Source organism: Bradyrhizobium sp. UFLA06-06 (assembly GCF_054820065.1).
On sequence record NZ_JADFUD010000002.1, the window covers coordinates 23,902 to 49,028 of the forward strand.

Below are 25,127 nucleotides of genomic sequence, written 5' to 3' on the forward strand. Positions count from 1 at the left end.
TTCCTGGATTGGGCTGGATGTACGAACTCGCAGAGGTAAGCCGGTCGCGCAACGGACGATCGATGGCGCATCATTTGCTCAAGGCTTGGCGCATAGTCGTCATCCTACCGTGCGCACGCTTCCGACTTTATGGGTTCACGACCCAGGCTGCGGCCGCGAACAAGACGCGTTCCCTCTCCCGCCCGCGACGTGGAAGCGTCAGTTGCAGAAGCCCGCAAATGCCATATGCGACAGCCTTGGGACGAAGCGACACTTGCGCAATTTCGGAATATTAGAAGAATACCCCTGAGTTGCCCGACGTGTCAAGTTGCCTGCTCGAACGCCGGCCGCCGCCGGCTACTTTGCATGGGGTTGTTTTCGATATTTTGGCAGCGTCCCCTGCGACGGCCCCACCACTTCATATTGCTCTATCCGGAGCCGCCCGGCTCCAGCGCCTCGCCGAGCTCGAGCGGATGCGCCATCGTCTCGTGCAGCGCCTGCTTGTCGAGCTCGCCCTCCGACAGGCTGATCACGACGCAGGCGACGCCGTTGCCGATCAGGTTGGTGAGCGCGCGGCACTCGCTCATGAACTTGTCGATGCCGACCAGGATCGCGATCGACTGGATCGGAATGTCGGGCACGATCGACAGCGTCGCGGCGAGCGTGATGAAGCCCGCGCCGGTGACGCCGGAAGCGCCCTTCGAGGTGATCATGGCAATGCCCAGAATGCCGAGCTCCTGCCAGATCGTCAGATGCGTGTTGGTGGCCTGCGCCAGGAACAGCGTCGCCAACGTCATGTAGATGTTGGTGCCGTCGAGATTGAAGCTGTAGCCGGTCGGCACCACGAGGCCGACCACCGAGCGCGAGGCGCCGAGATGCTCCATCTTCTGGATCATCTGCGGCAGCACCGTCTCCGACGACGATGTGCCGAGCACGATCAGGAGCTCGTCCTTGATGTAGGCGATGAAGCGGATGATCGAGAAGCCGGCGAGCCGTGCGATGGCGCCCAGCACGATCAGCACGAACAGGATGCTGGTGAGATAGAAGGTCGCGATCAGCGCCGCCAGATTCAACAGCGAGCCGAGACCGTAGGCGCCGACCGTGAAGGCCATCGCGCCGAATGCGCCGAGCGGCGCGACGCGGACGATGATCCGGATGATGCCGAAGAACATCTTGGCGGCCGTGTCGATCGCGGACGCAATCGGCTCGCCGACCTTGCCCATGAGAGCGATGGCGAAGCCCGAGAGGATCGAGATCAGCAGCACCTGCAACAGGTCGCCGCGCGCGACCGCGCCGAGATAGCTGTCCGGAATGATCGCCATCAGATGGGCGACGATGCCCTGCTCTTTGGCCTGCGTGACGTAGTTGGAGACCGATTTCGGATCGATCGTGGAAGGATCGATGTTGAAGCCGTGGCCGGGCTGCAGCAGCTCGCCGACCAGAAGACCGACCGCAAGCGCCACCGTCGACACCGCCTCGAAATAGATCAGCGTCTTCAACCCGACCCGGCCGACGCGCTTGAGATCGCCCATCGAGGAGATGCCGTGCACCACGGTGCAGAAGATGACCGGCGCGATCATCATCTTGATCAGTGCGATGAAGCCGTCGCCCAGCGGCTTCAATTCCTTGCCGAGATTCGGATAGAAATATCCGATCAGGACACCTGCCACGATTGCGATCAGCACCTGGACGTAGAGGATCTTGTACCAGGGCTGATGATGGGGACGGGCAACGGGCTTGATCGCGGCTGTGGTCATGAGATGCCCCGGCTAGGATGAACTCAACTGGTGATGCCATCTTGGCGGAGCCGCGCGCAAGCGACAATGCCCATTCGTGGCGTCGCGAGTGCACACGAATCTGTCATAGACTGCGGCCGGCTCGCATCGGGAGGCTGGGAATGGAATTCACTGCATTGTTTCTCGCCATCACCATCGCCATGCTGGTGGCCTGGCGTGGCCCACGCCCCGTCGCGATCGGCCTGTTCGCGGTGATCCTGATCGCCTGCGCCGCGACCTTGCTGCACCACGCCACCGACCGTCTCACCTTGTCGTTCTGAGGCCGGCCATGAACGACACGCAGGCCGTCACCCTCAATGCCGTCGCGCTCTATGGGCTGGCGCTGGTGCTGGCCGCCGCCTTTGCCGCGCAGCTGCTGCTCCACGAGGTGCCCTGCCCGCTCTGTCTGTTGCAGCGCATCCTGTTCGCCCTGCTGGCGATCGGGCCGATCCTCAATATCCGCTTCGGGCCACGGCCAAGTCATTATGCGTTGTCGCTGCTGACGGCCGTTCTCGGCGCCACGGTCTCGACCCGGCAGGTGTTGCTGCACATCCTCCCCGGCGATGCCGGTTACGGCTCGGCGCTGCTCGGCTATCACTATTATACGTGGGCGCTGATCGGCTTCGTCGCCGCGATCGTGCTGCTCGCGGCGATGCTGCTGTTCGACCGCCAGTTCGAGCACCGCGCGGCGCCGGGCAACTCGCCCGGCAGGTTCGCGCAAGGTGCGGTGTGGCTGGTGATCGGGCTGACGGCGCTGAATGTGCTATCCACCCTGCTCGAGTGCGGCTTTGCCGCCTGTGCCGACAATCCCGTCGTCTATGAGCTGCTGACGTCGGCGCGTTAGGGGCGCTTCGGAATATTCAAGCCGCGCTCCACCGCCGGCCGCTTGAGACCGCGCTCCAGCCAGGCCGCGACCTGCGTGAACTGGTCGAATTCGACGAGCTCGCGCGCGCCGTAGAAGCCGATCAGGTTGCGCACCCAGCCGAGCATCGAGATGTCGGCGATGCTGTATTCATCGTCCATGAACCACTGCCGTCCGGCGAGATGCGTCTCCATCACGCCGAGCAGGCGCTTGGACTCGGCGATGTAGCGCTGCAACGGCCGCTTGTCCTCGTAATCCTTGCCGGCGAATTTGTGGAAGAACCCGACCTGGCCGAACATCGGCCCGATGCCGCCCATCTGGAAATGCACCCACTGGATGGCCTGATAGCGGCGCGCGACGTCCACCGGCAACAGCTTGCCGGTCTTGTCGGCGAGATATTGCAGGATGGCGCCGGATTCGAACAATGGCAGCGGCTTGCCGCCCGGACCGTTGGGATCGAGGATCGCCGGGATCTTGCCGTTCGGGTTCAGCGACAGGAACTCCGGCGTCTTCTGGTCATCCCTGTTGAAGTCGACGAGATGGACCTCGTAGGGCAGCCCGATCTCCTCCAGCATGATCGAGACCTTCACGCCGTTCGGCGTCGGCAACGAATAGAGCTGCAGGCGGTCCGGATGCTGGGCGGGCCAGCGTTTTGTGATGGGAAAGGCAGACAAGTCGGTCATATCAGACATTCTTTGCAGGGTTGTTGTTGGACGGCTAATGTACGGAGCTCAGTGAAAGCCGCAAGGTCTGCAACCGGCCATGAACGATCAACAGACAGGCGCAACAACGAGCGCAACGCTTGGCCTCTCCGACGACGAACTCGCAACGCACCCGACCGTGTTCGCGGCCGATGCGCTCGCCGGTCAGGTGGTCGTGGTGTCCGGCGGCGCAGGCGGTATCGGCCGCGCCATCGCGTGGCTGTTCGCCCGGCTCGGCGCGCATATCGTGGTCGCCGGCCGCAATGCCGACAGGCTCGACGCACTGGTCGATCGTCTCGGCCATCGCGGGCTCAAGGCGTCCGCGCATGTCGCCGACATCAAGGATCCCGACGCGGTCAATGCGATGTTCGAGGCGCTGTGGACCGAGCACGGCCGTGTCGATCATCTCGTCAACAGCGCCGGCGGCCAGTTCCCGCAACCCGCGATCGACGTCTCGATCAAGGGCTGGAATGCGGTCATCAACACCAACCTCAACGGTACCTGGTACATGATGCAGGCCGCGGCGCAGCGCTGGCGCGACCGCAAGCATCCCGGCAGCATCGTCAACATCGTCGTGGTCACGACGCACGGCCTCTACGGGATTGCGCACTCGATCGCGGCACGCTCCGGTGTGATCGGCCTGTCGCGCGCGCTCGCGGTCGAATGGGCGCCGCTGAACATCCGCATCAACTGCATCGCGCCGGGCGCGATCGAGACCGAGGGCTGGAACGTCTACAGCGAAGCGGCACGCGCCGCCTATCCGCGCTCCAATCCGATGATGCGCCCGGGCACGCCCTGGGACATTGCGGAGGCCGCCGTCTACCTCGCCGCGCCCTCCGGCAAGTTCATCACCGGCGAAACGCTGACCGTCGACGGCGGCGGCCAGCATTGGGGCGAGACGTGGACGACCGGCAAGCCCGACTATTTCAGAGGCGGCGAATAGCGTATGCATGCCGATCGCCTGACGCGCTTCCGTCACTTGCCGTCGTCGAAGCTGACGATGACGGCGGCGTTCGCGATCAGGATCGGGTCGTTGCCGAGATCGGACGCAATCTCAAGCCCGCCCGCGATCGCCTTCACGGTCTTGGTGCCATAGGGCAATTCCTTCGCGACCGCTGCGGTATCGACATCTTCGGGATTCGGCACGGCGATCGTGACGTCGACGAACATGTCGTTGGCGGTCTTGCCGAGCATGCGGAAGAAGCCGAGGCTGGAATGGCGGATGGCATCCGAGACGGCCCGCTTGGCGGCCTTGGTGGCGTCGCGGCCGTGGACGTCGACGCCCATGCCCATTTCGGTGATACAGCGCACGCGTGTCATGAAGGTTCCTGTTGTCGTTGGCGTGAGAGACCTTCACTCCTTCGGCCCCTGCGCGCGCGGCGTCAAGCCGGGTCCGTCGCCTCGCTTACGCGCTTGTGATCGCCGCGCGCCAACATCCACGCAGCGAGACTGGCAAGGATCGCCGCGGCCACCACCATCGCGCAAGCCGCGCCCCAGCCCCATGCCGAGACCACAGCGCCGACCGCGATCGGACCGGTGACCTGGCCGAAATTGCTGCCCGTCATCAACAGGCCCATCATGACCGGCACCATCGCCGCCGAACGCGCTGCGGCGGGTGCGGTTGCAAGCAACGTCGCCGGGATCAGGCCGCCGATCGCGGAGAACAGCAGGCACAGCCAGAATGCTCCCCACCCGCCGAGCGCCGGCAGGAAAATTCCGAGCGCGGACGCGCCCATCACGAATGCCGCCACGGCGATCAGCAGGTTGCGGCTGACGCCGCGCGCCAGCAGATGACCGGCGGCGAGATTGCCGACGACGTTGCCGGCCGCGGCCAATGCACTGAGCGCGCCGGCGCCTTGGCTGGACACGCCGAGCCGCTCGGACAACAGGATCGGCAGGAAGCTGAACAACGCAAAGAACATCAGGCTGTAGAGCGCAAACAGCACCATCAGAAGCGCCGGGGTGCGGCGCCGCGCCAGCGCGGTGGCTTCCTGCATCAGACCACTCCGCGCCGCACCGGTCCGCGATGCCACTTCAGGCGCGATGAGGCTCGCAAGGATCAACAGCACAGCGACAAAGGCAGCGCTGGCCCACCAGATCGCGCGCCAGCCATCGAAGATCGGGCCGGCGACCAGCGCCAGCGCGATCCCGAACGGCATCACGCAGCTCCACACCGCCATGGTGACGTCACGCGCGCTGACATCGACGACACGATCGAGCAACGCAGGAGCCGCGACCATCACCAGCAGGAAGCCGAGCCCTTCCAGCAGGCGCGATGCCAATAGCACCGCGAGCTGTGGCGCGAGCGCGCCCGAGGCCGCCCCCAGCGTGATGGCCGCAAGGCCGCACAGCAGCACCCTGCGCGCGCCAACCGCGGCGATCACCACGCCCGCCGGCACGCTGCCGACAAGCCCCAGGACCGCAAAGATGCCGGCGATCGTTCCGACCGTGGCAAGGTCGATGCCGAGGCTCTGTTGCAGCATCGAGGCGGCAATCGGAACCTTGCCGACCTGCAGCGCCGCGCCGATACCGCAACCGATCACGATGGCGACCGTGGCCCATCGCTTCGCCTCGCTCGGCTGCATCACGGCCGTCTCGATCGTCATGCGTCCACTCCGCCCCTGGCTCAGGGCATAGAGATAGCGTTTCCCGACCATCGACAGGAGTGATAGTTTTGCATCCAATTGATCGATTTCATAGATCATGCTCGATAACCTCACGCTCGATCAGATCCGCACCTTTGTCGCCATCGCCGAGAGCGGCAGCTTTCGCGCCGCCGCGGCCAAGCTGGCGCGGGTGCAATCCGCGGTCAGCCATGCCATCGCCAACCTCGAGGCCGAGCTCGGCCTCACGCTGTTCGACCGCTCCAGCCATCGCCCGGCGCTGACGGCCGAGGGCACGGCACTGCTGGGCAACGCGCGCGATCTGCTGCTCCGTGTCGACGCGATGCGGGCCCGGGCGCGCGGCCTGGGCGACGGGGTGGAATCGGAACTCTCGCTCGTCGTCGACACGCTGTTTCCGATCGCCGCGGTCGGCGCGGCGCTGACGGAAATGCGGGCGGCCTATCCGTCCGTCAGCGTGCGGCTCGCGGTCGAACCGATGGGCGGTCCGATCACCGGCTTGACCGAACGGCGCAGCGCGCTCGCGGTCACGGTCGGTGAGGATTTTCGCGATCCCCGCCTCGCGCTCGATGCGATCTGCGCGGTGCAGATCGTCGCCGTCGCCTCCGCAAGCCATCCGCTCGCGCGCCGCGGCCGCAAGAGCGTGGCGGATCTCGCCGATCATCTGCAGATCGTGCTGTCGGATCCAACCCCGCTGTCGGAAGGCCGCAGCTTCGGCGTGCTCTCGCCGCAGATTTGCAGAGTGAGCAATCAGGACACCAAGCACGCCATGATCCTGGCCGGGCTCGGCTGGGGCCGGCTGCCGCTCTGGCAGGTGGCGCGCGACCTGAAGGAGCGCCGCCTTGTGCGGGTCGAAACCGGCGCGCTCGGCCGCAACGCCGCGCTTGCAATGGAGGCCTATCTCGCCCACCGGCTCGATGAACCGCTCGGTCCCGCCGCACGCGCGTTCGCGGACGCGTTGACGCGGATCGCTGCGGGAACGCATACGCCGAAGGTCAGGGCGAAGACGGCGAAGAGACATTGAGCCGCAGCGATCGCTCGCCGGGCTCTGTGGCGGCCGACCGCAAGCGTCTCAGTCCTCGATCTCGCCGCTGCGGATCGCGAGCCGGATGGCTTGCGCGGTCGTGGCGACACCGAGCCGAAGCCGCGCGCGCCGCAAATGGTTCTCGACCGTGCGTTCCGACAGGCCGAGCGATGCCGCGATGTCGGCCTGGCGCCGTCCGGCGGAGATCCAGCGCAGCACCTCGCGCTCGCGCGGCGACAGGCTCGACGCACCGTTCGGCTCGTGCGCTTCCATCAGCCCGCGGGCGGCGCGGAAGGCCGCTGCGCCGCACGCGTCCGCGGTGACGCATCGATCCGCGTCCCGGCGAAGCTCATCGCGCCTTCAAGGCCGGTGCGCCCGAACACCGGAACCTGCAGTCCGTGGAAACCGGGCCCGCGCGGCGTGCGCACCACACGGTACTTCTCTCCGCGCGCCGACATCACCTTGGTCCAGAAAAACGCCTCGTCCACATTGAGAAAATTGCGCGTCACCGGGCAATGCCGGACATAGGTTTCGGCATCGACCGTCACGCCCCTTCCGAACCAGTCGCCTTCGACCCAGTAGATCCGGTCAACCAGGTCATCACGTGCCGGCGACGCCGAGAACATCACGAACCGGTCGTAGCCGAGCGGAACGCTCGCAGACCGCACCGCCGCCTGGATCGCGGGCAAACTTCCGCTACCCTCGATCGCAACCACGGCTTCGATGTAGCGGTCCATGCGGTGCCATCGTGTCTTGCGGGAGGCCGGAGGCGCGGCCCAGCGCGTTGAGGATTTTCCCTCAAGCGAGGTCGGCCTGCAAGGCGCGCGACATTGGCCCGCCGCCGGAGGCGCGGCGAGGTTCGCGCCGCCCGGAGGTCGAGCCGCCGACCGCTCAGCGCCCGCCGAGCGTATCGAGCAGAGCCTTTGCGGCCGCCTTGCCGACATTGTTGGCGGCGAACGGGCTGTCACCGGTGATCAGCTTGCGATCCTGATGGGTCTTGCCGGTGATGTCCTTGTTCAGGATCTCGACGCCGAGCGCCTGCAACTGTTCGCCGAAGGCCCAGGTCAGCGCGCCCGGCATGTAGCCGATATCAGGCGTCGTCCGATCGATGGCGTCGGGAAATGCACAGATCTTGTAGCCCTTGAAGGGATAGTTGCCCTTGGCTTCGCCGACCGCGGACGCCAGCAGCGCCGCCGGGCCATGGCAAAGCGAGATGATGTGCTTGTCGTTGTCGAGCGCCCATTTCAGGGTGGCCTTCACGTCGGTGCTTTCGGGCAAGCCGATCAGCGCACCATGGCCGCCGGGAATGAACACCGCGATATAGTCGGAATCCTTGCCGAGCTTTTTTTCGATCACGTCGGAGAGCTTCAGTGGCTGCTTCAGCCTGGCGAGATATTTCTGGTAGATGCTCTTGACCGCGTCGTCCTCCTTCGGAAACGCCCAGAGCTCGAATTTGACGGGATTGCCCGACACGGTCGCGATGTCGAATTCGAAGCCCGCCTTGTCGAGGTGATACATCGGCAACAAGGTCTCGACGGGATGGTTGCCGGTCGAGAACATCGTTCCGTTCTGCAACAGCAGATAGCGCTCGTCCGCGGCGATCATCAGAATTTTCCAGCGGCCACCCCTGTAGGCGTTGGGATAGTCCGCGCCGGAGAGATCCGACTTGGCCGAGGTGAATTGCCCAAGCGAGAAAGGCGACGGAAAGAAAGCGTTGTTCTCCGCCGGATCGGCTACGGGACGCTTGTCCTGGGATTGCTCGGACATCGAGATATCCTCTCTCATCGTGTTGCGATCCGGCAAAGGTAAGCACGAGATCGGCGATGAGGAATGAGGGATTTCCCTCAACCCAGTTTGCCGAGCATCCCTATCCCTGTTTCTGCAACACCGTGATGTGCAGGCGGCGGCGGATCTCCATGCCCTGGCGGCGATAGAGCGCGATCGCCGAGACGTTGCTGGTGAAGACGTGCAGGAATGGAATTTCGTCGCGCGCCACGATCTGGCGGGCGACCGCCGACAGCAGCGCCTGCGCGTAGCCGCGGCCGCGATGCTCCGGATGCACGCAGACGGCGGTCATCTCGGTGTAGTTCCCCGGCTTCATCCGTTCGCCGGTCATCGCGACCAGTTCGCCATTGATGCGGATGCCGAAAAAGTTGCCGAGCTCATGCGTCCGCGCACTGAACGGTCCGGGCTTTGTCAGCTCCGTCAACGCCATCATCGCGGGAACGTCGGCAGCGCCGAGCGTGACGATCTCGACGCCGGGCACAGAATGGTCAGGGGGCGCGCCGATCATCTGCTCGCCGGTCTCGGCCAGCAGCACCTTGAACTCCGGCGGCACCGGGACAGGATCGGGCGTGAACAGCACCGCGATCTCAGGTCCCGCCAGCAGCGCACCGAGCGCGGCAAAGCTCTTTGGCGACATGTCGACCATGTCGGCGAAGGGTGCGATCGCGAGAGGAAAGCGGCGCGCGTCAGCGCCGCCTTCCGCCAGCTCGCGTTGTCTCGTGGTCAGCGCGCTCCAGATTGGGCGATCGAGCGGATGAATCGGCGGGGCTTCGGACATGCGGCGCTTCGCTCCTGATTTTTTTTGGAGCAGAGCAAGAAGCGCCGGCAAAATCCAGCATGGCGTGTTGTGGTTGCGGCTCACAATCACGCCAGCAGGCGAACCCCCGCTACGCCACCTTCAGGGAGAGCTCGGTGCCACCCTTGAGCGGCAGCGTGATCGACACGAAGCCATTGTCGGGATCGCGCACGAACTCCAGGAAATCCGCCTCGGCATTGTCGTTCATGACATAGCCGCCGACGCGCAGCTGCGGCGCGACGATCTCGATCACCTGACGCGCCAGCGTCGGCCCCTTGTCGCCCGGCCAGCCGTCGATCAGGATGAAGTCGACGGGACCGCCGAGATCGCGCAGCGTCTTGCGCGCATCGCCCTCGCGGATGTCGGCGTAATCGGCAAGGCCGGCGTCTGCGAGATTGCGCTTCGCCGCTGCGACCTTGGCCGGCACGATCTCCGACCCGATCACGGTGCCGCCGCCATTGTCGCGCATCGCGGCGGCGAAATAGAGCGTCGACATTCCGACCGAGGTCGCGAACTCGGCGACGCGTTTGGCGCGCAAGCCGCGGCACAACAGATAGATCAGCTCGCCCTGCTCCGGGTGGATCGAGAATCCCTGCTCGACATAGTCGTGCGGGTCGCGGCTGCCGCTCTGCATCGGGTTGCCGCGCACCGGCGCCCGGCGGGTGGTCTGCAGGCGCTCGATGACGGCCGTGACGCGCGCATCACGGATCGCGCTGTGCGGTTCGGCGTTGTACATGAAGGGTCTCCTTTGCTGCGACGGCGTCATTGCTGCAGGATCTCGGCGGCCGCGCGGTCGAGGATCTTTGCGATCCGCCGCGCCTCGGCGGCATCGCAGCCGCGCTTCTGGCGCAGCGCGCTCTTCAGCGCGTGACGGGCGCGGTGCACCTCGTCGGACGCCTCGCCATCGAGATCGCTCACGCCGGCGAAGGCTTCGCGCACTTCCTCCATGCGGCGGCCGATCCGCGACAGCGCCTCGAGAATGGTGTCTGCGGTCGCGCGGTTCTCGGCGAGATACGCCCTGCCCTGCTCGGTGATGCTGTAGAGCTTGCGCGCCGCGTCCTGGGTGACGCTGGCATGGCCGATCTCCTCGAGGAATGTCAGCGCCGGATAGATCACGCCCGGGCTCGGGCTGTAGAAGCCGTCCGACCGCTCTTCGATCCGCTTGATCAGCTCGTAGCCGTGTGCCGGCTGCTCGCCGAGCAGCGCGAGGATGACCAGTTGCAGATCCTGCGACGAAAGCCGCCGCGATCCCGGAAAGTCACCGCCGCCACCTCGCCCGAAAAAGCCATGGCCGCCGCGGCCAAAGCGGTGGCCGCCCCTGCCGTGCCGGCCCATGGCGAAAAACCCAAACCGGAATCCGTCGTCGTCCCGGTCGCGAAACATCGATCGTCTCATTTGTGCGCTCCTTACTGAAAACATATCTTACGATATATCTACAGATGCAACGGGGCAACCCACGTTTTCGTGAGACGTCGGGGACGAAGCGGCGGCTGGTGCTGGCCGAGGGCTGGCCGGGCTCAGTCCGGGGCTTGCCGACCTTCATGCGGCTGGCCTATGGCTTTGAACGCCTTCCAGCCCTGCGACTCATGCGTCCCAAGACCTTCGAAGCCCATTGCCTGCGCCTGCCCGCCGCCACCAAGGTGGTGCAATGGGAAGGCACGTCGGTGTTCAAGGTCGGCGGCAAGATGTTCGCGCTGGCCGGCGGCTACATCGAGAGCACCGGCGGCTTCATGTTCAAGACCTCGAACATGGCCTACCAACTGCTGATCGAGCAGAGCCTGGCGCGGCCCGCGCCGTATCTGGCGCGCGCCACATGGGTGCAACTGGTGAGGAACGACGCCCTGCCCGATGCGGAGCTCAAGGCCTATCTCGACCAAGCGCATGCGCTCATCGTCGAAAAGCTGACGCGGAAGTCGCGCAAGGCGCTCGGGCTCGGCTGATCGGCCAAGCTGCGACGCTATTTAGCCGTCCAGCGGCTTGTCGGAATCGCCCGACAGCAATTTCGGAAACAGCTCCTTGAAGGTGAACTTGTCTTCGCCCTTGGCGCGATGGAAGCGCAGCACGACGTCGAACCGGCTGGCGTCCCATTTGGTGGGCGGCTTGCCCCTGCTGACTGGTATCAACGGAAGGACGTCGGCGATGATAGCCTTGTGCTCCCAGCACAGCAGCACGACGCCATTGAGCGCCAGCAGCGCCTTGATCAGCGCCGGTTCATGACCTTTGCCGAAATCTTCGTTGGGCGTCGCGCCAAGACGCGCCGCCAGCGCCGAGATCGTCTCGGCGGGACGGCTGCTCGGGCCCCGGTTGGGCGTGGTGCCGGGCGTCGCGGCATAGATCGCGTCAGGCTTGGCATAGTCGCCCTTGGCGAGGTCGGTGCCAAACAATGCAGCCCAAGCGCCGGCGCGCTGCCAGCCGCGGAGGACAAGCGACTCGGTATCGGACACACCGTCCGCGGCGAAGCCGGGCCCCGGCCAGCCATCATCAGGCTTTTCGGCGTGACGGATGATGAAGAGCGTGAGCGCGTCCATGGCGGCCTCGCGGGAGAACATGTGCGGCGGGAAACGGCGGCGCCGTCGATCCTATCCCTAATGAAGCGCCGGCGTCATGAACGGCGTCACAATTTGCGAAAACTCGCGCGGTACTGCGCGGGGGACACGCCGAGCCGCTCGCTGAACACGATCCGCATCCGGTCGGCCGAGCCGAAGCCGCAGTCGAAAGCAACCGCCTTCAGCGGCCGGTCTGAGCCCTCGAGCAGCCGGCGCGCGGCGTCGACCCGCGCCCGCTCGACGAATTCGTGCGGCGTGATGCCGGTCTCCTGCGCAAAGGCGCGGCCGAAATTCCGCACGCTCATGCCGACGGCCTCCGCCAGCGACAGCAGCGTGTGACGCTCGCCGACATGCTGCATGACATGCGCCTGCGCGCGCGCAATCGGCGAATCCTCATCGACCGGCGCGGTGAGATAGGGACTGAATTGCGACTGCCCGCCCTGGCGCTGCGCCACCACGACCAGCCGCTTGGCCACCGCGACCGCAACCTGCGGCCCGTGCCGCTCGGCGACCAGCGCGAGCCCGAGATCGATCCCCGCGGTCACGCCGGCCGAGGTCATCAGATGTCCGTCGCGAATGTAGATGCGGTCGAAGATCACCTCGGCCGCTGGAAAGCGCGCCGCCAGCCGCTGCGCATTCTGCCAATGCGTCGTCACCTTGTGGCCGTCGAGCAGCCCGGCATGGCCGAGCGCGAAGGCGCCGGTGCAGATCGAACCGTAGAGCGCGGCGCGCGCGGGCGCCCCGCGCAGCCACCGCGTCAGTTCGGGGTCCGGCGCGGCGTCGGGCAATGCCGGCCCGCCGGCGACGAGCAGGATATCGACCTTCTCCTGTGCCTCGGCGAAGCTGAGGTCGGCCGATATCTTCATGCCGTTCGACGCGCGCAGCGGTTCGCAGCCGGCCCCGACCAGCACGGTCTCATAGCCATCGCCCGCCGGCACAAAGCCGTTCGTCTCCGCGAACACGTCGACGGGACCCGCGACGTCGAGCGCCTGAACCCCTTCGTGAATCGCGATCGCGACCCTCTGAACCGCCATACCTTCTCCCTGCCCGCTGGCGCGAAACGACGTCTGGTTGGCCCGATCCGGCGGCGCGCGATCGTTGCGGGATCGGGCCAAAACCGGCGACAAACACACCACGGATCGCGCCACCCGGCGATCCGCACACACCGCAGAGACGAGCGCCGGGCTCGCGTGTTCGCACGCCACAGCATCGTCTTGCCACATCAAGGAGCGTCTTGAAATGACCGAGATCATCGCCGGCATCCGCGTACCCGACAGCGCGATGGCCCGCGCCGCCACCCAGCTGGTGCGCGATACCGAGGACGACCTGCTCTACAATCACAGCCGCCGCGTGTTTTTCTGGGGCGCGCTGACCGGCAACCGCCACAGGCTGAAATTCGATCCCGAGCTGCTCTATATCGGCGCCATGTTTCACGACATGGGCCTCACCGCCGCTCATGCGAGCCCCAATCTGCGCTTCGAGGTCGACGGCGCCAACGCCGCGCGCGACTTCCTCAAGAGCTATGGCGTTCCGGAGCGCGACGTCGAGGACGTCTGGACCTCAATCGCCCTGCACACCACGCCCGGTGTCCCCGAGCATATGCGTCCGACCATTGCGCTGGTCACCGCCGGCGTCGAGATGGACGTGCTCGGCATCGCCTACGACGATTTCTCGCACGAGCACCGCGACCACGTCTGCGCGCACCATCCGCGCGAGGCGAACTTCAAGGAGAACATCATCGATCATTTCGCCGCCAGCACCATCAAGAAGCCGCTGACGACATTCGGCAACGTCAAGGCCGACGTGCTGGCGCTGAAGGACATGAACTACACCAGGATGAACTTCTGCTCGATCATCCTCGGCTCGAAATGGCCGACATGACGCGACGTCAATGGCGATTGGCGGGACCGTGGTCGGGGCCGGGATCCCGACCGGCGGCCGCGTGCGAGAGCCGGCTCATATAGTGTGCCCAACCCTTGTCGTGGCTCTCGCACTGCGCGGCGTTCGGCAGGCCGCTATGAGTCATGCGGAGCAGCGTGCCGTTGTCCTGCTCCATCAGGTCGATCTCGATCAGGCTCGATCCCGGCGGCACTTCCTCGCTGCCCTCCCAGCCGAAGCTGTAGGCCAGACGATGCACCGGCACGACCTCGCGGAACGCGCCGCGCGCGGCGCGGCTGCGATCGCTGCCGAGCCCCTTGAGGAAGTAGAGGCCCCCGGGATGCGTCTCGGTCGCAGCTTCCAGCCCCATCCAGCTCACGATCTTCTGCGGATCGGTCAGGAAGGCGAACACGGTTGCAGCCGGGGCTGCGATCTGGATCTCGCGTTGAACGATGAAGGCTTCAGTCATCGATCCATGCTCCATTGACGGTCGGTGCTCAGGGATAATTCGTGACAAGAGTGGTGCGTCAACCCCATGATGGCGTGATGCAATTGTCCTCGACGTTGAGCTGGCTGGTCGACGCCGCCGCCGAGACCGCGGGCGCCAACCGGTTGTTGGCGGACCTCGGTAGCCATCTTATCACGGATGGCCTGCCGCTTGCCGGCGGCGCTCTGACGCTCGAGGTTCCGCACCCCCTGATTGCAAGACGAACCTGGCTGTGGCGTGCCGACAATGGCGAGGTCATCGAAGCGCTCGGATTCGCGCCGGAACAACCTTTTGCGATGCCCGATATGGTGGGATCCGGCAACGCCGGCCGGCGCTGGCTCGGAACTCTCGCGCCCGGCCCGATCCACGAGGGCACGATCGGAACGCGGCCGGATGGCCCGACCCTCGGCTGGATCGGGACACGCGCGTTCACACCTGCCGAGGCGGACCAATTGCGCGAGGCGGCGCGGTTCATGGCCGCGCCGCTCGCCGCGCTCGCGGCGCGCGCGACACTGACGGCGGCGCTGGAGGCCTATCTCGGCCGGCGCAGCGCGGCGCGCGTGCTGGCATCGCCATTGCGGCGCAACACCGGCGAAACTATCCGGGCAGCACTGCTGTTCGCCGACCTCCGCGGCTTCACCGCGCTGTCGGAAAGCCATCCGCCTGCCGAGGTGATCGCGGCGCTCGATGCCTGGTTCGACCGCATCGCCGGCGCCATCCACGCCTTCGGCGGCGAGGTGCTGAAATTCATCGGCGACGGCCTGCTTGCGATCTTTCCGGTCACGACCAGCGCGCGCAGCGCATCCGAGGCGGCATTGCGCGCGGTGTCGGCGGCGCGCGTCGGCATGGCCCATCTCGACGTAGAGCGACGCAAGCAGGGCTTGCCGCCGTTGCCATTCGGCGCGGCGCTGCATCTCGGCGAGGTGCACTGGGGCAATATCGGCGCCGCCGACCGCCTCGACTTCACCGCGATCGGTGCCGCGGTCAATCTGGTGAGCCGGCTCGAAGGGCTGTGCAAGCCGCTGGAGCAGCCCGTGCTGGTTTCGGGCGCCCTCGCCGCCGAGACCGAGACGCCACTGGTCGCGCTCGGCAGTCATGAATTGCGCGGCATCGCGCGGCCATGCGCGGTCTTCACTTTGCCGGAAGGGTGAGCCGGTCATCTGAACAGGCGCAGCCATGGCGCCAGATGAAATGCGCTCATCAGCGCGTACATCGGGACCATGCCCTGCAATGACAGCGGCCTCTGCATCGCGCTGCAGATCATGTCGGCCGGCGCCATCGCGGCAATCAGCGCCATCACGGCGAAGGTCGGCGCCGCCGCCAGCGACAGAAAGCGCGCCACGATGGGCCCGCGTCCGCTGAGCCGCCTCCTCACCCAATCTTCGCGTGTTTCAATACCGGTCATCGTTCGATCTCTCTGGAGATGATCCATGTCGTCATGTGCTAGGTTAGGACCGGGCCTCGGAGGGTGAGAGTGACAAGTGTGTCGGGATTCGAATGGACTCGCTGATAACGGCTGCGGCGCGCGCGCTCGCGGCGGGTGATCCCCTCGGCGCACTGAAACGGGTGGCCCTGCGCGACGATGCGCCGGCGCTGGCGCTGCGCGGCATCGCGATGGCCCGGCTCGGCGATTTCGCCCGCGCCAAGGAGCTGTTGCGGCGCGCCGGCCGCGCATTCGGCCCGCGCGAAGCCGTCGCGCGGGCGCGCTGCGTGGTGGTGGAGGCCGAGATCGCGCTGGTGTCGCGCGACCTTTCCTTTCCCGGCAAGAGCCTCGCCGCGGCGCGCGCAACGCTCGCGACACGCGGCGATGCACTCAACGCCGCCCATGCCGGCTATCTCGAAATCCGCCGCCTGCTGCTGATCGGGAGCCTCGATGCCGCCGAGCGCATGCTTGCTGGCCTCGACCCGGCGCCGTTCCCGCCGGCGCTGCGGGTCGGCCATGAACTGGTCGTCGCCGGAATCGCGATGCGGCGGCTGCGGACCAAGCCGGCACGCGAAGCGCTGGCCCGCGCAAGGGACGCCGCGCGCCGCGCCGGCATCGCCGAGCTCGCGGCCGAGGTCGAGAGCACCGCGCGCATGCTCGCCACGCCCGCGGCGCGCCTGATCGCGCGCGGCAGCGAGCGGCCGCTGCTGCTCGAGGAGGTCGAAGCCCTGATGGCGTCGAAGGCGCTCGTCGTCGATGCCTGCCGCTATGTAGTGCGCGATATCGGCACGACGGTCTCGCTGACCCGACGGCCGGTGCTGTTCGCGCTCGCCCGCGCGCTGGGCGAAGCGTGGCCGCAGGACGTGTCCCGCGGCACGCTGATCGCGCGGGCGTTTCGCGGCAAGCACGCCGATGAATCACACCGGGCGCGGCTGCGGGTCGAGATCGGACGGCTGCGCCGAGCGCTGCGGCCGCTGGCCGATCTCAGCGCGACGCCGGACGGCTTTGTGCTCCAGCCGCATGGCCGGCGCGAGGTGAGCGTTTTGGCGCTGCCGGTCGAGGAGGAGCATGCGGCGGTGCTGGCCTTTCTCGCTGACGGCGAGGCCTGGTCGAGCTCGGCGCTGTCGGTCGCGCTGGGGGCGAGCCAGCGCACCGTGCAGCGTGCGCTCGACACATTGGCCGCTACCGGCAAGGTGCAGTCGGTCGGCCGTGCCCGCGCCCGGCGCTGGATGACCCCGCCGGTACCGGGATTCACGACGACGTTGTTACTCCCTGCCCCGCTGCCGAATGGCTAGCATCAGGGCGACATCAGAGCGTTTTCGAGCGAAGCGGATGCCGGTTCGCGTGAAGAAAACGCGTCAAAACAGGAAATCCGGAGCCTCGATTCTGATTCAATCAGAACCGAAGCTCGAGGCGACAGGAGCGCAGCATGAAAAAGGCCACGGCCGAGATCATCCGGGAATACGGTCCCTTCGACGGCGTCGAGAACGTCGGCGGCGTCAGCTTCGACGGCGAGCAGGTCTGGTTCGCGGCCGGCGATCGCCTGGTGGCCTTCGATCCCGACAGCGGCAATACCACGCGCACCCTCGATATCGCGGCCCATGCCGGCACTGCCTTCGACGGCAAGCACCTCTATCAGATCGCCGAGGACCGCATTCTGAAGATCGAGCCGAACAGCGGGCGCGTAGTGTCCACCATCCCCTCGCCCGGCGGCGGCCGCGACTCGGGTCTCGCCTGGGCCGAGGGCTCGCTGTGGGTCGGCCAGTATCGCGATCGCACCATCGTTCAGATCGATCCGGAGACCGGCAAGGTTCTGCGCACCATCGAAAGCAACCGGTTCGTCACCGGCGTCTCCTGGGTCGATGGCGAACTCTGGCACGGCACCTGGGAAGGCGATGAAAGCGACGTGCGACGCATCGACCCGCAGACCGGTGAAGTCATGGAAAAGCTGGAGATGCCGCAGGGCACGTTCATCTCCGGGCTGGAGTCCGACGGCGGCGACCGCTTCTTCTGCGGAAGCGGCTCCGCCAACAACAAGGTGCGTGCCATCCGGCGGCCGAAGCGCAGCCGCGCGTGAAGCGATTTGCGATCACCTTCCGGCCAGAGAAAGAATAGAGCGGATCATCTGGCGCTTCTCGTCCGACAAACCCGCGAGCAGCGCCTCGTCGAGATGCTGTTCTCGGATGAGCCGCGCGAAGACAAGCGGAAGCTGCGAGTATCGATAGTCGAACATCTCATCGAGCTCCCTCCTTTGCTGGTGCAGATAGGCGCCAACTTCCCACATCTCCGACGGCGTCGCTGCCGCAACGGCCCTGCTCTTGAATTCGACCATCACCTTGGCGAGTGCACACTCCACCGCAGAATCATAGGCCTTGCGCGCAATCTTCTTTTCGGCCGGGGACCATTGGAGATCACGGTACATAGTGGGCTCTCATGCGTCTGGCGTGGTGCCAACAATCATGGCATTCAGCCGTGGACGCCCGACCGATGCATGACGCCACAACGTTGCCCCTTTGCCCGCCGCTCGGCAAGAACAATGCGTCTGTCCGAGCGGCGCGCTGCATGACCTAGGTCAAACCTCATGCCGGCGCCGGCACCGCCACGGGCCGCGCCGCCGGCATCGGGCGGAAGGTCATCATGATCAGGAACGCGCCGATGCCGACCGCCCAGGAGCCGACATAGAGCCACGTGTAGCCCGCAAAGGTGTCGTAGATCAGGCCGCCGGCCAACGGACCGGTCGCCATGCCGAGGCTGCCGGCCATCGCGGTGCCGCCAATTACCGTGCCCATCATCCGCAGCGGAAAATTCTCGCGGATCAGCACGGAATACAGCGGCATGGTGCCGGCATAGATGAAGCCGAAGATCGCCGCGACCGCGTAGAATGCGGCGAGCTCGCGCACGAAGACGTAGCCGAGCGCGCCGAACGCCTGCGCCAGCAGGCCGAGCACCAGCACGCGCTTGGCGCCGAAGCGGTCGCCGAGCAGGCCGAAGGCGATGCGGCCGCCCATCCCGGCGAGCCCTTCGACGCTGTAGATCGTCACCGCAGCAACCATCGGAATGCCGCAAGTGACCGCGTAACTCACGGTATGGATGATCGGGCCCGAATGGGTGGCGCAGCAGAAGAAATTGGTCGCGATCAGGATGATGAATTGCGGCGAGCGCAGCGCCTGCGCCAGCGACATCGGCGGTTCGCCGTTCTCGGTGACCGCTTCAACGTGGTCGCCCTGCAGCGCCGGCGGACGGCGCACCAGGAACGAGACCGGGATCATGATCGCGCCGACCACGCCCGAGACGATCAGCATCGCGGTGCGCCAGTCGTGGTGGGAGATCAGCCAGGCCGCGAGCGGCGACATCGTCATCGGCGCCATGCCCATGCCGGCCGACACCAGCGAGACGGCGAGGCTGCGATGGGTGTCGAACCAGCCGGTGACGCAGGCCATCATCGGGGCGAAGATCGCCGCCGTGGCCGCGCCGACCAGCGCGCCGAACACGAACTGAAAGGCCAGCAGCGATGTCGCCTGGCTGGCCAGCGCGAGGCTTGCCGCCAGCACGACCGATCCGGTCAGCACCACCGGGAGCGGCCCGAACCGGTCGGACAGCGTGCCCCAGATCATGCTGGTGAAGGCCATCGCGAGGAAGCCGATCGTCATCGCGCTGGAGATGCCGGTCACCGACCAGCCGGTCTCGCGCGCCATGGGCTGGAGGAACACCGGCAGCGAAAACATGCCGCCGATCGCGACGCAGCCGAGCAGGCCACCGGCCGCGACGATCACCCAGCGATAGGTCAAATTGCTCATTCCGGAACTCCCATGCAGCTCATTCTGTCTGGAAGACGAGCGGGACGACGCGAAACCGACAGCTGACGAGCGCGCCAGCTCACTTTTTTGCGAGCATGGCGTCTAGCGTGGCTACCGAGATATTGGTCAGCGGCCAGCCAGACTGCACCCCGGCTCCGGCGCGATCTCGCCGAGCGCACGGACCTGCACAAGCTCGGAACCTTGCGTCTTGGCGATGAACATGTTCATCGCCGCGTGATGATCCTGACCGAGCGTGACAGGGCCGGTCGGCGACGGAACGGCGAGGCCCGCCATCGCGTCGATGATCGCCCCCTTGTCGAGCTTGCCGGCCTTCTCGGCCGCCGCCTTCAGCGCAATCAGCGTGTTGTAATGCGTGATCACATAGTTCGACACCGCGACACCCGGCTCTGCGGCGGCGCGGGCCTTCGCGACGAACGCCTTGACGGCAGGATCCTCGCTCGCCGCGACCGCCGGCACCACCGTCACCATGTTCTGTCCCTTGCCGCGGAAGATGCCGAGATCGACCTCGGACAGTCCGAGGAAAGCGACGGTGATTTCCTTTAGCAATCCGGCTTCGTCGGCCTGCCGGATGAAATCCATCCCGTCGCCCTTCAGCGCGAACAACAGCACCTTGGCCTTGCTCGCCGCGATCTCCTTGATCAGCGGCGAAAAGTCGGTCTCGGTCCCCAGCGTGTATTTCGTCGCGACAACCTTGCCGCCGAGCTTCTCGATCAGGGGCTGCGCGATGCCGAACATCTGATGCGGCCAAACCCGGTCGGCGCCGAGCAGGAAGTAGGTGTTGCCGAACGTCCGGGTCATGTAGGGCAGCAGCTGGCCGAGCTCCTGGTTCGGCACCGCGCCGAACGAAAACAGATAGCGGCTGCATTTGCCGCCCTCGTAATTGGTGGCGTAGAGCAGCGGCGTCTTCGAGCTCTCGGCAATCGGCACCAGCGCATTCAGGTTTTGCGACGTGATCGGACCGACCGTCGCCAGCACGTTCTGCTTTTCGACCAGCGAGCGCATCGCCTCAGCGGCCGAACCCGGCCGTGTCTTGTCGTCGACATAGATAACCTCGACCGGCCGGCCCAGAATGCCGCCCGCCGCGTTGATGTCCCTGGCGGCGAGATCGAGCCCAAGTTTCGCCTGCTGGCCATAAAGCTCGACCCCGCCGGAAAACGGCAGCACCGCGCCGACCCGGATCGCTTCGCCGGGTTCAGCGGCGCGCGCCGACTGAAGCGCCGCACCGCAGAGCAGAAGCGCGAGCGTCATGCAGGTGATCGAGCGTGATGCCATGTGCGTCTTTCCTTCAGACAGGAAGCATCCAGTTTGATCGATCTTATCGGCGTGGCACTGAAGAATTCGTCAAGCGCGCCCCCATTTGCGTCACATTCGAGGCTATGCTCACTCCGCGCGTCGAGATATTTCCGCGCTCCTTCCTCCTCAAGATTTCTGGTCTATCGAGCGACCCGCGTTCGCGGCGTGCTCGATCATGCGGTGTGACGATCGACGAAAGGACGCCCTTTGCAAAACCGCTTCGTCCTGATCTCCGGCTGCTCCGGCGGCGGAAAATCGACCTTGCTCACCGAACTGCGCGCCCGCGGCTATCCGGTCGTCGCGGAGCCCGGCCGCCGCATCATCGCCGATGAGCTTGCGTCCGGCGGCAAGGCCCTGCCGTGGGTCGATGCAACGGCCTTCCTGCGTCGCGCCGTTGACGTCGCACTGCAAGATGTCGAGATGGCCAAGGCCCATTCCGGATGGGTGTTCTTCGATCGCGGCGTCGTCGACGCGGCGTCGGCGCTACAGGCATTGACAGGCGAGCCGGTGCTGCACCCGATCTGCGCCGCACATCGCTACCACCGGCGCGTGTTCATGACGCCGCCGTGGCCCGAGATCTACGTCACCGATTCCGAGCGTCGGCACGGCTTCGAGATGGCGGTGGCGGAGCATCGGCGGCTGATGGAGACGCTGCCGACGCTCGGCTACGACGTCATCGGCCTGCCGAAGACATCGCCCGCAGAGCGCGCCGATTTCGTGCTCACGACGCTCGGCGGCTGCGTCACACCGACGGCCTGATCAAACCGTCACTCCGCGGCCTCGCGATGCGGAACGCCCTGCTCCACGTCGAGCTGCAAGATGTCGTTGAAGCGGTTGAAGGCGCCGCACAGCGCGATCCGCCAGGTCAGCTCGACGATCTGCGCTTCCGAGAAATGTTCGCGCAGGCGTGCGAAGATCTCGTCGCGGGTCTTGTTCCAGTTGTTGGTGACGGCGATCGCATATTCGACCACGAGCTTGTCGAGCACATCGAGCTCGGGATGATCCTGATAGTCGAGCAGCCGTTCGGCACCCGCCTCCGACACCCCCTGGATCGCGAGCTTCGGCGCATGGTGCGACACGCAATAGTCGCACTTGTTGAGCAGCGAGACCGTCACCAGCGCGAGCTCGAGATGCCGCTTCGAGACCACCGCCTCGTCGGCGAGATCCACCAGCAGCGACCACATGTGCTTGAAGATCGGCGGGCGCTGCGCCATGACGCCGGCCTGGTTCTCGAACGCGCCATAGGTGGTCATCTTGTCCCACAGCGGCTTGAGCTCGCCCGGCAGGTCGTCCTTGGTCTTGATTGACACGCGTGACATGGATTGCCTCGGATCGAAATTGAACCAATGCAGCCTGCCCCGCTTCGCCTGATACCGCAAGCGGCAGGACGGCATGGCAAATATCGCGCCAGGTCGGCGCCGGCGAGGACGCGCGCCGCAGGCACGACGATTGTCACCTCAGAACGACGTCCCGCCTCCGAACCGGAACTCCTGCACGATATCGTATTTGCCCTTCGTGATCGGCACGGCGTAATCGAAGCGCAGCGGGCCGAACGGCGATGCCCAGATCAGGCCGACACCGACCGAGGTTCGCACCACGTTCCCATCGTCGTATTGGAGGCCGCATTTGCAAGCAGCCGTATTCACCTCGCCGGTTGCGGCCCACGACGTCGGGCCTTCATAACCCCAGAGCGAGCCGGCGTCCGCATAGACAGCCCCCTTCAGCCCAACCTCGGAGGGCAGGAACCAGAACGGCATCTGCAGCTCCATCGACGCGCCCCAATATTTGGTGCCGCCGAGCGCATCCCCGACCGCACCTAAGCTCGCATAGGTGATGTCGCGCGGGCCGATGCCGTTGGTGGCAAAGCCGCGCACGAGATTCGGCCCCATCTGGAAATGGTCCAGCATGCGCAGATCGTTGTCGCCGACCTTGGTGAGCAGGCCGCCCTGCAGGTGGATCAGCCCGATCAGGTCGGACACCAGCGGCGTATAGTATTTCGCGTCGACCGCGCTCTTCAAATATGTCACGTCGCCGCCGACGCCGGCAAAATCCTGCTTGAAGTCGATCAGCAGGCCGTCGGTCGGGTTCTTGTTGTTGTCGAGGGTGTTGTAGCTCAGCGTGTAGCCGATCTGCGAGGTCCAGGTCGCCCCTGCGGCCAGCTCCTTGCGCACCGGCAAGGTGGATTCTCCGTCGCCATAGCAGCCATATCCATAAAGCCCTGACGAGACCGAGTTCGTGGGATCGACGCCGCCGAGCACACTCTGGATGTAGGCGGGTGTCGGATTGAACGCGAGCGATGGGTTGGACGGATTGTTGTTGCAGTTCGCGTAGGCGCTATCGAGCGAGATTTCCTGCTGATAGAGCGAATAGCGCAGCTGGAGGGTCAGGTCTTCGCGCAAGGCCAGGCCGAGCCGCGGCGAGAACCCGATCGTCTTCACGCCATAGGTCGTGTAGTCCGTCGGCAGCTGCTCCTTGTAATACGCATCGAGCCCGAGCGCCACGCGATAGTCGAGCAAATACGGCTCGACAAAGGACAGCGACAGGCCGCGCGAGTACTGGCCGTAGCTGACCGTTGCCTTGGCGAACAGGCCACGGCCGAGCAGATTTCGCTCAGAGATACTCACTTCGGCAAGCGCGCCGTCCGTCGTGGAATAACCGCCCGACACGGAGAAGTCGCCGGTCGACTTTTCCTCCAGGTCGACGACCAACACAACGCGATCGCTCGTCGAGCCGGGCTCGGTGGTGATCTTGACGGTCTTGAAGTAGTCGAGATTCTTCAGCCGCCGCTCGGCGCGATCGACCAGCGCCCGGTTATACGCATCGCCCTCGGAGAGATCGAACTCGCGCCGGATCACGTAGTCTCGGGTGCGGCCGTTGCCGCGAATGTCGATCCGCTCGATATAGTGCCTGTCTCTTATACACATGTTCGTCGGCAGCGTCAGATGTGTATAAGAGACAGTTGTAGAGCGAGCCTTCGCCGACGCGCGACAATGAACGCAGCGTCGTCGGATCGAAGCCCGCTATGTTCGAGCGGAAACTGACCGTCGCGACGCGGTACTGCTGCCCCTCATCGATCTTGAACGTCACCTGAAAGCCCTTGCGCTCCGGATCATACTCGGCGAGTGCAGCCACGACCTGGACGTCCGCGTAGCCGTGCTTCAGGTAGAAGCGGCGGATCAGGTCACGATCGGCCTCGACCCGATCCGGGTCGTAGATGTCGGCATTGCCGAGAAAGCTCAGGAGGTTCGTCTCGTGGGTCTTGATCACGTCCTTCAGGCGCGCGGCCGAGAAACTGTTATTGCCCATGAACTCGATGGTCTTGATGCCGGTCTTCGCTCCCTCGTCGACGGTGAAGACGAGATCGACGCGATTATTCGAGCGTTCGATGATTTCCGGCGTGACGTGCACGTCGTAGCGGCCTGAGCGCCGATAAATCTCAGCGATCCGCAGTGCATCCGACTGCACCATCGGCCGCGACAGGGTACCCCGCGGCTTGGACTGCATTTCGGCCGAGAGCTGCTCGTCCTTGATCTTCTTGTTGCCCTCGAACGCGACACGGTCGATCACCGGATTCTCGATCACCAAAACGAGAATCCGGCCGCCCGCCTGATTGATCTTGACGTCCTGGAACAACCCGGTCCCGACCAGCTCCTTGAGGCCGTCGTCGACGGCAGCCTGATCGAGACGGCCACCGGGCCCGGGCCTGAAATAGGAGCGGATGGTCTCCGCCTCTACCCTCCGGTTGCCTTCGACCGTGATCGCATCAACCGATTGGGCCGCCACCGGAGCCAACAATGGCCATGTCACCGGTGTCCCCGGGATCGAAAAGCCCGACAGCACGATCGCCGCGACAAAGCCCCGCCACGTCTTCATTCCACACCTCGCGAACAACAAGCCCGTTGTGACGGGATGGTGATGGCTGCGGTGTGGCTGCAGGATTGCGGGATTATTTCCAGTGGTTTGGGACTGTTAGCGCGACGCGACGCCGCCGGGATCGCCGAAGGTTTCGGGCTGCGAGCGACGCTTACAGTTCAGAAACACTATGCTTACGAAAAGGCGCAATGCCGCCCACAAGCGACGCGTATGCTGGTCAATTGGTGGCTGAGCGCGCTGGAACGCGCGCCAATGACGTTATGATG

At 65.6% G+C, this 25,127-nt stretch carries 29 protein-coding genes and 1 pseudogene; 11 read left to right on the top strand and 19 right to left on the bottom strand.

Features of this window, described 5'->3' with window-relative positions; genetic code table 11:
• Positions 1-407: 407 nt before the first annotated feature.
• The gene (locus tag IF803_RS01915; RefSeq protein WP_028344753.1) at positions 408-1,736 is read right to left on the bottom strand and encodes a dicarboxylate/amino acid:cation symporter; all 1,329 of its coding nucleotides are present in this window, start codon (positions 1,734-1,736) and stop codon (positions 408-410) included.
• Between the two features lie 140 nt (positions 1,737-1,876).
• On the opposite strand from IF803_RS01915, the gene IF803_RS01920 reads away from it, so the two are divergent.
• Positions 1,877-2,035, top strand: coding sequence for a DUF5993 family protein (locus IF803_RS01920; RefSeq protein ID WP_196238255.1), 159 nt, complete (start codon positions 1,877-1,879; stop codon positions 2,033-2,035).
• Positions 2,036-2,043: 8 nt separating this feature from the next.
• On the top strand, positions 2,044-2,598 hold the full coding sequence (locus IF803_RS01925; protein WP_461191078.1) for a disulfide bond formation protein B: 555 nt from the start codon (positions 2,044-2,046) through the stop codon (positions 2,596-2,598).
• Here the strand turns inward: IF803_RS01925 and IF803_RS01930 are convergent.
• Entirely contained in the window at positions 2,595-3,299 is a 705-nt protein-coding gene (locus tag IF803_RS01930; protein ID WP_461191079.1) for a glutathione S-transferase family protein, read from the bottom strand. The two genes, IF803_RS01925 and IF803_RS01930, sit on opposite strands and share 4 nt — an antisense overlap.
• Positions 3,300-3,378: 79 nt before the next feature.
• Between IF803_RS01930 and IF803_RS01935 the strand changes: the two genes are divergently transcribed.
• Positions 3,379-4,260, top strand: a complete 882-nt coding sequence (locus IF803_RS01935) for an SDR family oxidoreductase (protein ID WP_461191080.1) — start codon at positions 3,379-3,381, stop codon at positions 4,258-4,260.
• Positions 4,261-4,292: 32 nt separating this feature from the next.
• On the opposite strand, the gene IF803_RS01940 is transcribed toward IF803_RS01935, so the two are convergent.
• Positions 4,293-4,637, bottom strand: coding sequence for a Lin0512 family protein (locus IF803_RS01940; protein ID WP_038375046.1), 345 nt, complete (start codon positions 4,635-4,637; stop codon positions 4,293-4,295).
• A 62-nt stretch (positions 4,638-4,699) separates the two neighbouring features.
• A complete protein-coding gene (locus IF803_RS01945; protein ID WP_461191081.1) occupies positions 4,700-5,923 on the bottom strand; it encodes an MFS transporter in 1,224 nt (407 codons plus the stop codon).
• Between the two features lie 97 nt (positions 5,924-6,020).
• Here IF803_RS01945 and IF803_RS01950 point away from each other — a divergent pair, with 97 nt between their 5' ends.
• Positions 6,021-6,962, top strand: a complete 942-nt coding sequence (locus IF803_RS01950; protein WP_259243987.1) for a LysR family transcriptional regulator — start codon at positions 6,021-6,023, stop codon at positions 6,960-6,962.
• A gap of 48 nt (positions 6,963-7,010) precedes the next feature.
• Here IF803_RS01950 and IF803_RS01955 read toward each other — a convergent pair whose 3' ends face one another.
• The 6 genes from IF803_RS01955 to IF803_RS01980 all read right to left on the bottom strand — a co-directional run bounded on the left by IF803_RS01955 (position 7,011) and on the right by IF803_RS01980 (position 10,938).
• Complete coding sequence (locus IF803_RS01955; protein WP_461191082.1) at positions 7,011-7,235, bottom strand: response regulator transcription factor; 225 nt, start codon at positions 7,233-7,235, stop codon at positions 7,011-7,013.
• The gene (locus IF803_RS01960) at positions 7,235-7,699 is read right to left on the bottom strand and encodes an autoinducer binding domain-containing protein (RefSeq protein WP_461191083.1); all 465 of its coding nucleotides are present in this window, start codon (positions 7,697-7,699) and stop codon (positions 7,235-7,237) included. The genes IF803_RS01955 and IF803_RS01960 overlap by 1 nt, the downstream gene beginning before the upstream one ends.
• 154 nt (positions 7,700-7,853) lie before the next feature.
• Positions 7,854-8,729 carry a glyoxalase III HchA gene (hchA, locus tag IF803_RS01965; RefSeq protein ID WP_461191084.1) on the bottom strand — a complete coding sequence of 292 codons (876 nt, stop codon included), beginning with the start codon at positions 8,727-8,729 and terminating at the stop codon, positions 7,854-7,856.
• 100 nt (positions 8,730-8,829) lie between these two features.
• Entirely contained in the window at positions 8,830-9,525 is a 696-nt protein-coding gene (locus IF803_RS01970) for a GNAT family N-acetyltransferase (protein WP_461191085.1), read from the bottom strand.
• 109 nt (positions 9,526-9,634) lie between these two features.
• A complete protein-coding gene (locus IF803_RS01975) occupies positions 9,635-10,279 on the bottom strand; it encodes an O-methyltransferase (protein ID WP_461191086.1) in 645 nt (214 codons plus the stop codon).
• A 26-nt stretch (positions 10,280-10,305) separates the two neighbouring features.
• Complete coding sequence (locus tag IF803_RS01980; RefSeq protein ID WP_461191087.1) at positions 10,306-10,938, bottom strand: PadR family transcriptional regulator; 633 nt, start codon at positions 10,936-10,938, stop codon at positions 10,306-10,308.
• Between the two features lie 191 nt (positions 10,939-11,129).
• On the opposite strand from IF803_RS01980, the gene IF803_RS01985 reads away from it, so the two are divergent.
• Positions 11,130-11,483, top strand: coding sequence for an MmcQ/YjbR family DNA-binding protein (locus tag IF803_RS01985; RefSeq protein WP_461191224.1), 354 nt, complete (start codon positions 11,130-11,132; stop codon positions 11,481-11,483).
• A gap of 21 nt (positions 11,484-11,504) precedes the next feature.
• Here the strand turns inward: IF803_RS01985 and IF803_RS01990 are convergent, their stop codons facing one another.
• On the bottom strand, positions 11,505-12,071 hold the full coding sequence (locus IF803_RS01990; protein ID WP_461191088.1) for a histidine phosphatase family protein: 567 nt from the start codon (positions 12,069-12,071) through the stop codon (positions 11,505-11,507).
• 86 nt (positions 12,072-12,157) lie between these two features.
• Positions 12,158-13,123 carry a GlxA family transcriptional regulator gene (locus tag IF803_RS01995; RefSeq protein WP_461191089.1) on the bottom strand — a complete coding sequence of 322 codons (966 nt, stop codon included), beginning with the start codon at positions 13,121-13,123 and terminating at the stop codon, positions 12,158-12,160.
• 205 nt (positions 13,124-13,328) lie between these two features.
• Here IF803_RS01995 and IF803_RS02000 point away from each other — a divergent pair, with 205 nt between their 5' ends.
• Entirely contained in the window at positions 13,329-13,970 is a 642-nt protein-coding gene (locus tag IF803_RS02000) for an HD domain-containing protein (RefSeq protein ID WP_304499910.1), read from the top strand.
• Between the two features lie 7 nt (positions 13,971-13,977).
• On the opposite strand, the gene IF803_RS02005 is transcribed toward IF803_RS02000, so the two are convergent.
• The gene (locus IF803_RS02005; protein ID WP_028344737.1) at positions 13,978-14,436 is read right to left on the bottom strand and encodes an SRPBCC family protein; all 459 of its coding nucleotides are present in this window, start codon (positions 14,434-14,436) and stop codon (positions 13,978-13,980) included.
• 77 nt (positions 14,437-14,513) lie between these two features.
• Here IF803_RS02005 and IF803_RS02010 point away from each other — a divergent pair, with 77 nt between their 5' ends.
• Positions 14,514-15,605 carry an adenylate/guanylate cyclase domain-containing protein gene (locus IF803_RS02010; protein WP_461191225.1) on the top strand — a complete coding sequence of 364 codons (1,092 nt, stop codon included), beginning with the start codon at positions 14,514-14,516 and terminating at the stop codon, positions 15,603-15,605.
• A 5-nt stretch (positions 15,606-15,610) separates the two neighbouring features.
• Here the strand turns inward: IF803_RS02010 and IF803_RS02015 are convergent, their stop codons facing one another.
• Positions 15,611-15,859: a hypothetical protein gene (locus tag IF803_RS02015; RefSeq protein WP_461191090.1), complete on the bottom strand. Its 249-nt coding sequence runs from the start codon at positions 15,857-15,859 to the stop codon at positions 15,611-15,613.
• 92 nt (positions 15,860-15,951) lie between these two features.
• On the opposite strand from IF803_RS02015, the gene IF803_RS02020 reads away from it, so the two are divergent.
• Both IF803_RS02020 and IF803_RS02025 read left to right on the top strand, forming a co-directional pair.
• On the top strand, positions 15,952-17,172 hold the full coding sequence (locus IF803_RS02020) for a helix-turn-helix domain-containing protein (protein ID WP_461191091.1): 1,221 nt from the start codon (positions 15,952-15,954) through the stop codon (positions 17,170-17,172).
• Between the two features lie 134 nt (positions 17,173-17,306).
• Complete coding sequence (locus IF803_RS02025) at positions 17,307-17,954, top strand: Vgb family protein (protein WP_461191092.1); 648 nt, start codon at positions 17,307-17,309, stop codon at positions 17,952-17,954.
• 12 nt (positions 17,955-17,966) lie between these two features.
• Here IF803_RS02025 and IF803_RS02030 read toward each other — a convergent pair whose 3' ends face one another.
• The 3 genes from IF803_RS02030 to IF803_RS02040 all read right to left on the bottom strand — a co-directional run bounded on the left by IF803_RS02030 (position 17,967) and on the right by IF803_RS02040 (position 20,967).
• A complete protein-coding gene (locus tag IF803_RS02030; protein ID WP_461191093.1) occupies positions 17,967-18,299 on the bottom strand; it encodes a hypothetical protein in 333 nt (110 codons plus the stop codon).
• Between the two features lie 157 nt (positions 18,300-18,456).
• A complete protein-coding gene (locus tag IF803_RS02035) occupies positions 18,457-19,674 on the bottom strand; it encodes an MFS transporter (RefSeq protein WP_461191094.1) in 1,218 nt (405 codons plus the stop codon).
• Positions 19,675-19,800: 126 nt separating this feature from the next.
• Positions 19,801-20,967: an ABC transporter substrate-binding protein gene (locus tag IF803_RS02040; protein ID WP_461191095.1), complete on the bottom strand. Its 1,167-nt coding sequence runs from the start codon at positions 20,965-20,967 to the stop codon at positions 19,801-19,803.
• A 228-nt stretch (positions 20,968-21,195) separates the two neighbouring features.
• Between IF803_RS02040 and IF803_RS02045 the strand changes: the two genes are divergently transcribed.
• On the top strand, positions 21,196-21,747 hold the full coding sequence (locus IF803_RS02045) for an AAA family ATPase (protein WP_461191096.1): 552 nt from the start codon (positions 21,196-21,198) through the stop codon (positions 21,745-21,747).
• An 8-nt stretch (positions 21,748-21,755) separates the two neighbouring features.
• On the opposite strand, the gene IF803_RS02050 is transcribed toward IF803_RS02045, so the two are convergent.
• Together IF803_RS02050 and bamA are read right to left on the bottom strand one after the other, a co-directional pair.
• Positions 21,756-22,307, bottom strand: coding sequence for a carboxymuconolactone decarboxylase family protein (locus IF803_RS02050; protein ID WP_028344729.1), 552 nt, complete (start codon positions 22,305-22,307; stop codon positions 21,756-21,758).
• Between the two features lie 138 nt (positions 22,308-22,445).
• Positions 22,446-24,861, bottom strand: a pseudogene (gene bamA / locus IF803_RS02055) (outer membrane protein assembly factor BamA).
• A gap of 42 nt (positions 24,862-24,903) precedes the next feature.
• On the opposite strand from bamA, the gene IF803_RS02060 reads away from it, so the two are divergent.
• Positions 24,904-25,125 carry a hypothetical protein gene (locus IF803_RS02060; protein WP_461191097.1) on the top strand — a complete coding sequence of 74 codons (222 nt, stop codon included), beginning with the start codon at positions 24,904-24,906 and terminating at the stop codon, positions 25,123-25,125.
• Positions 25,126-25,127 lie beyond the last annotated feature (2 nt).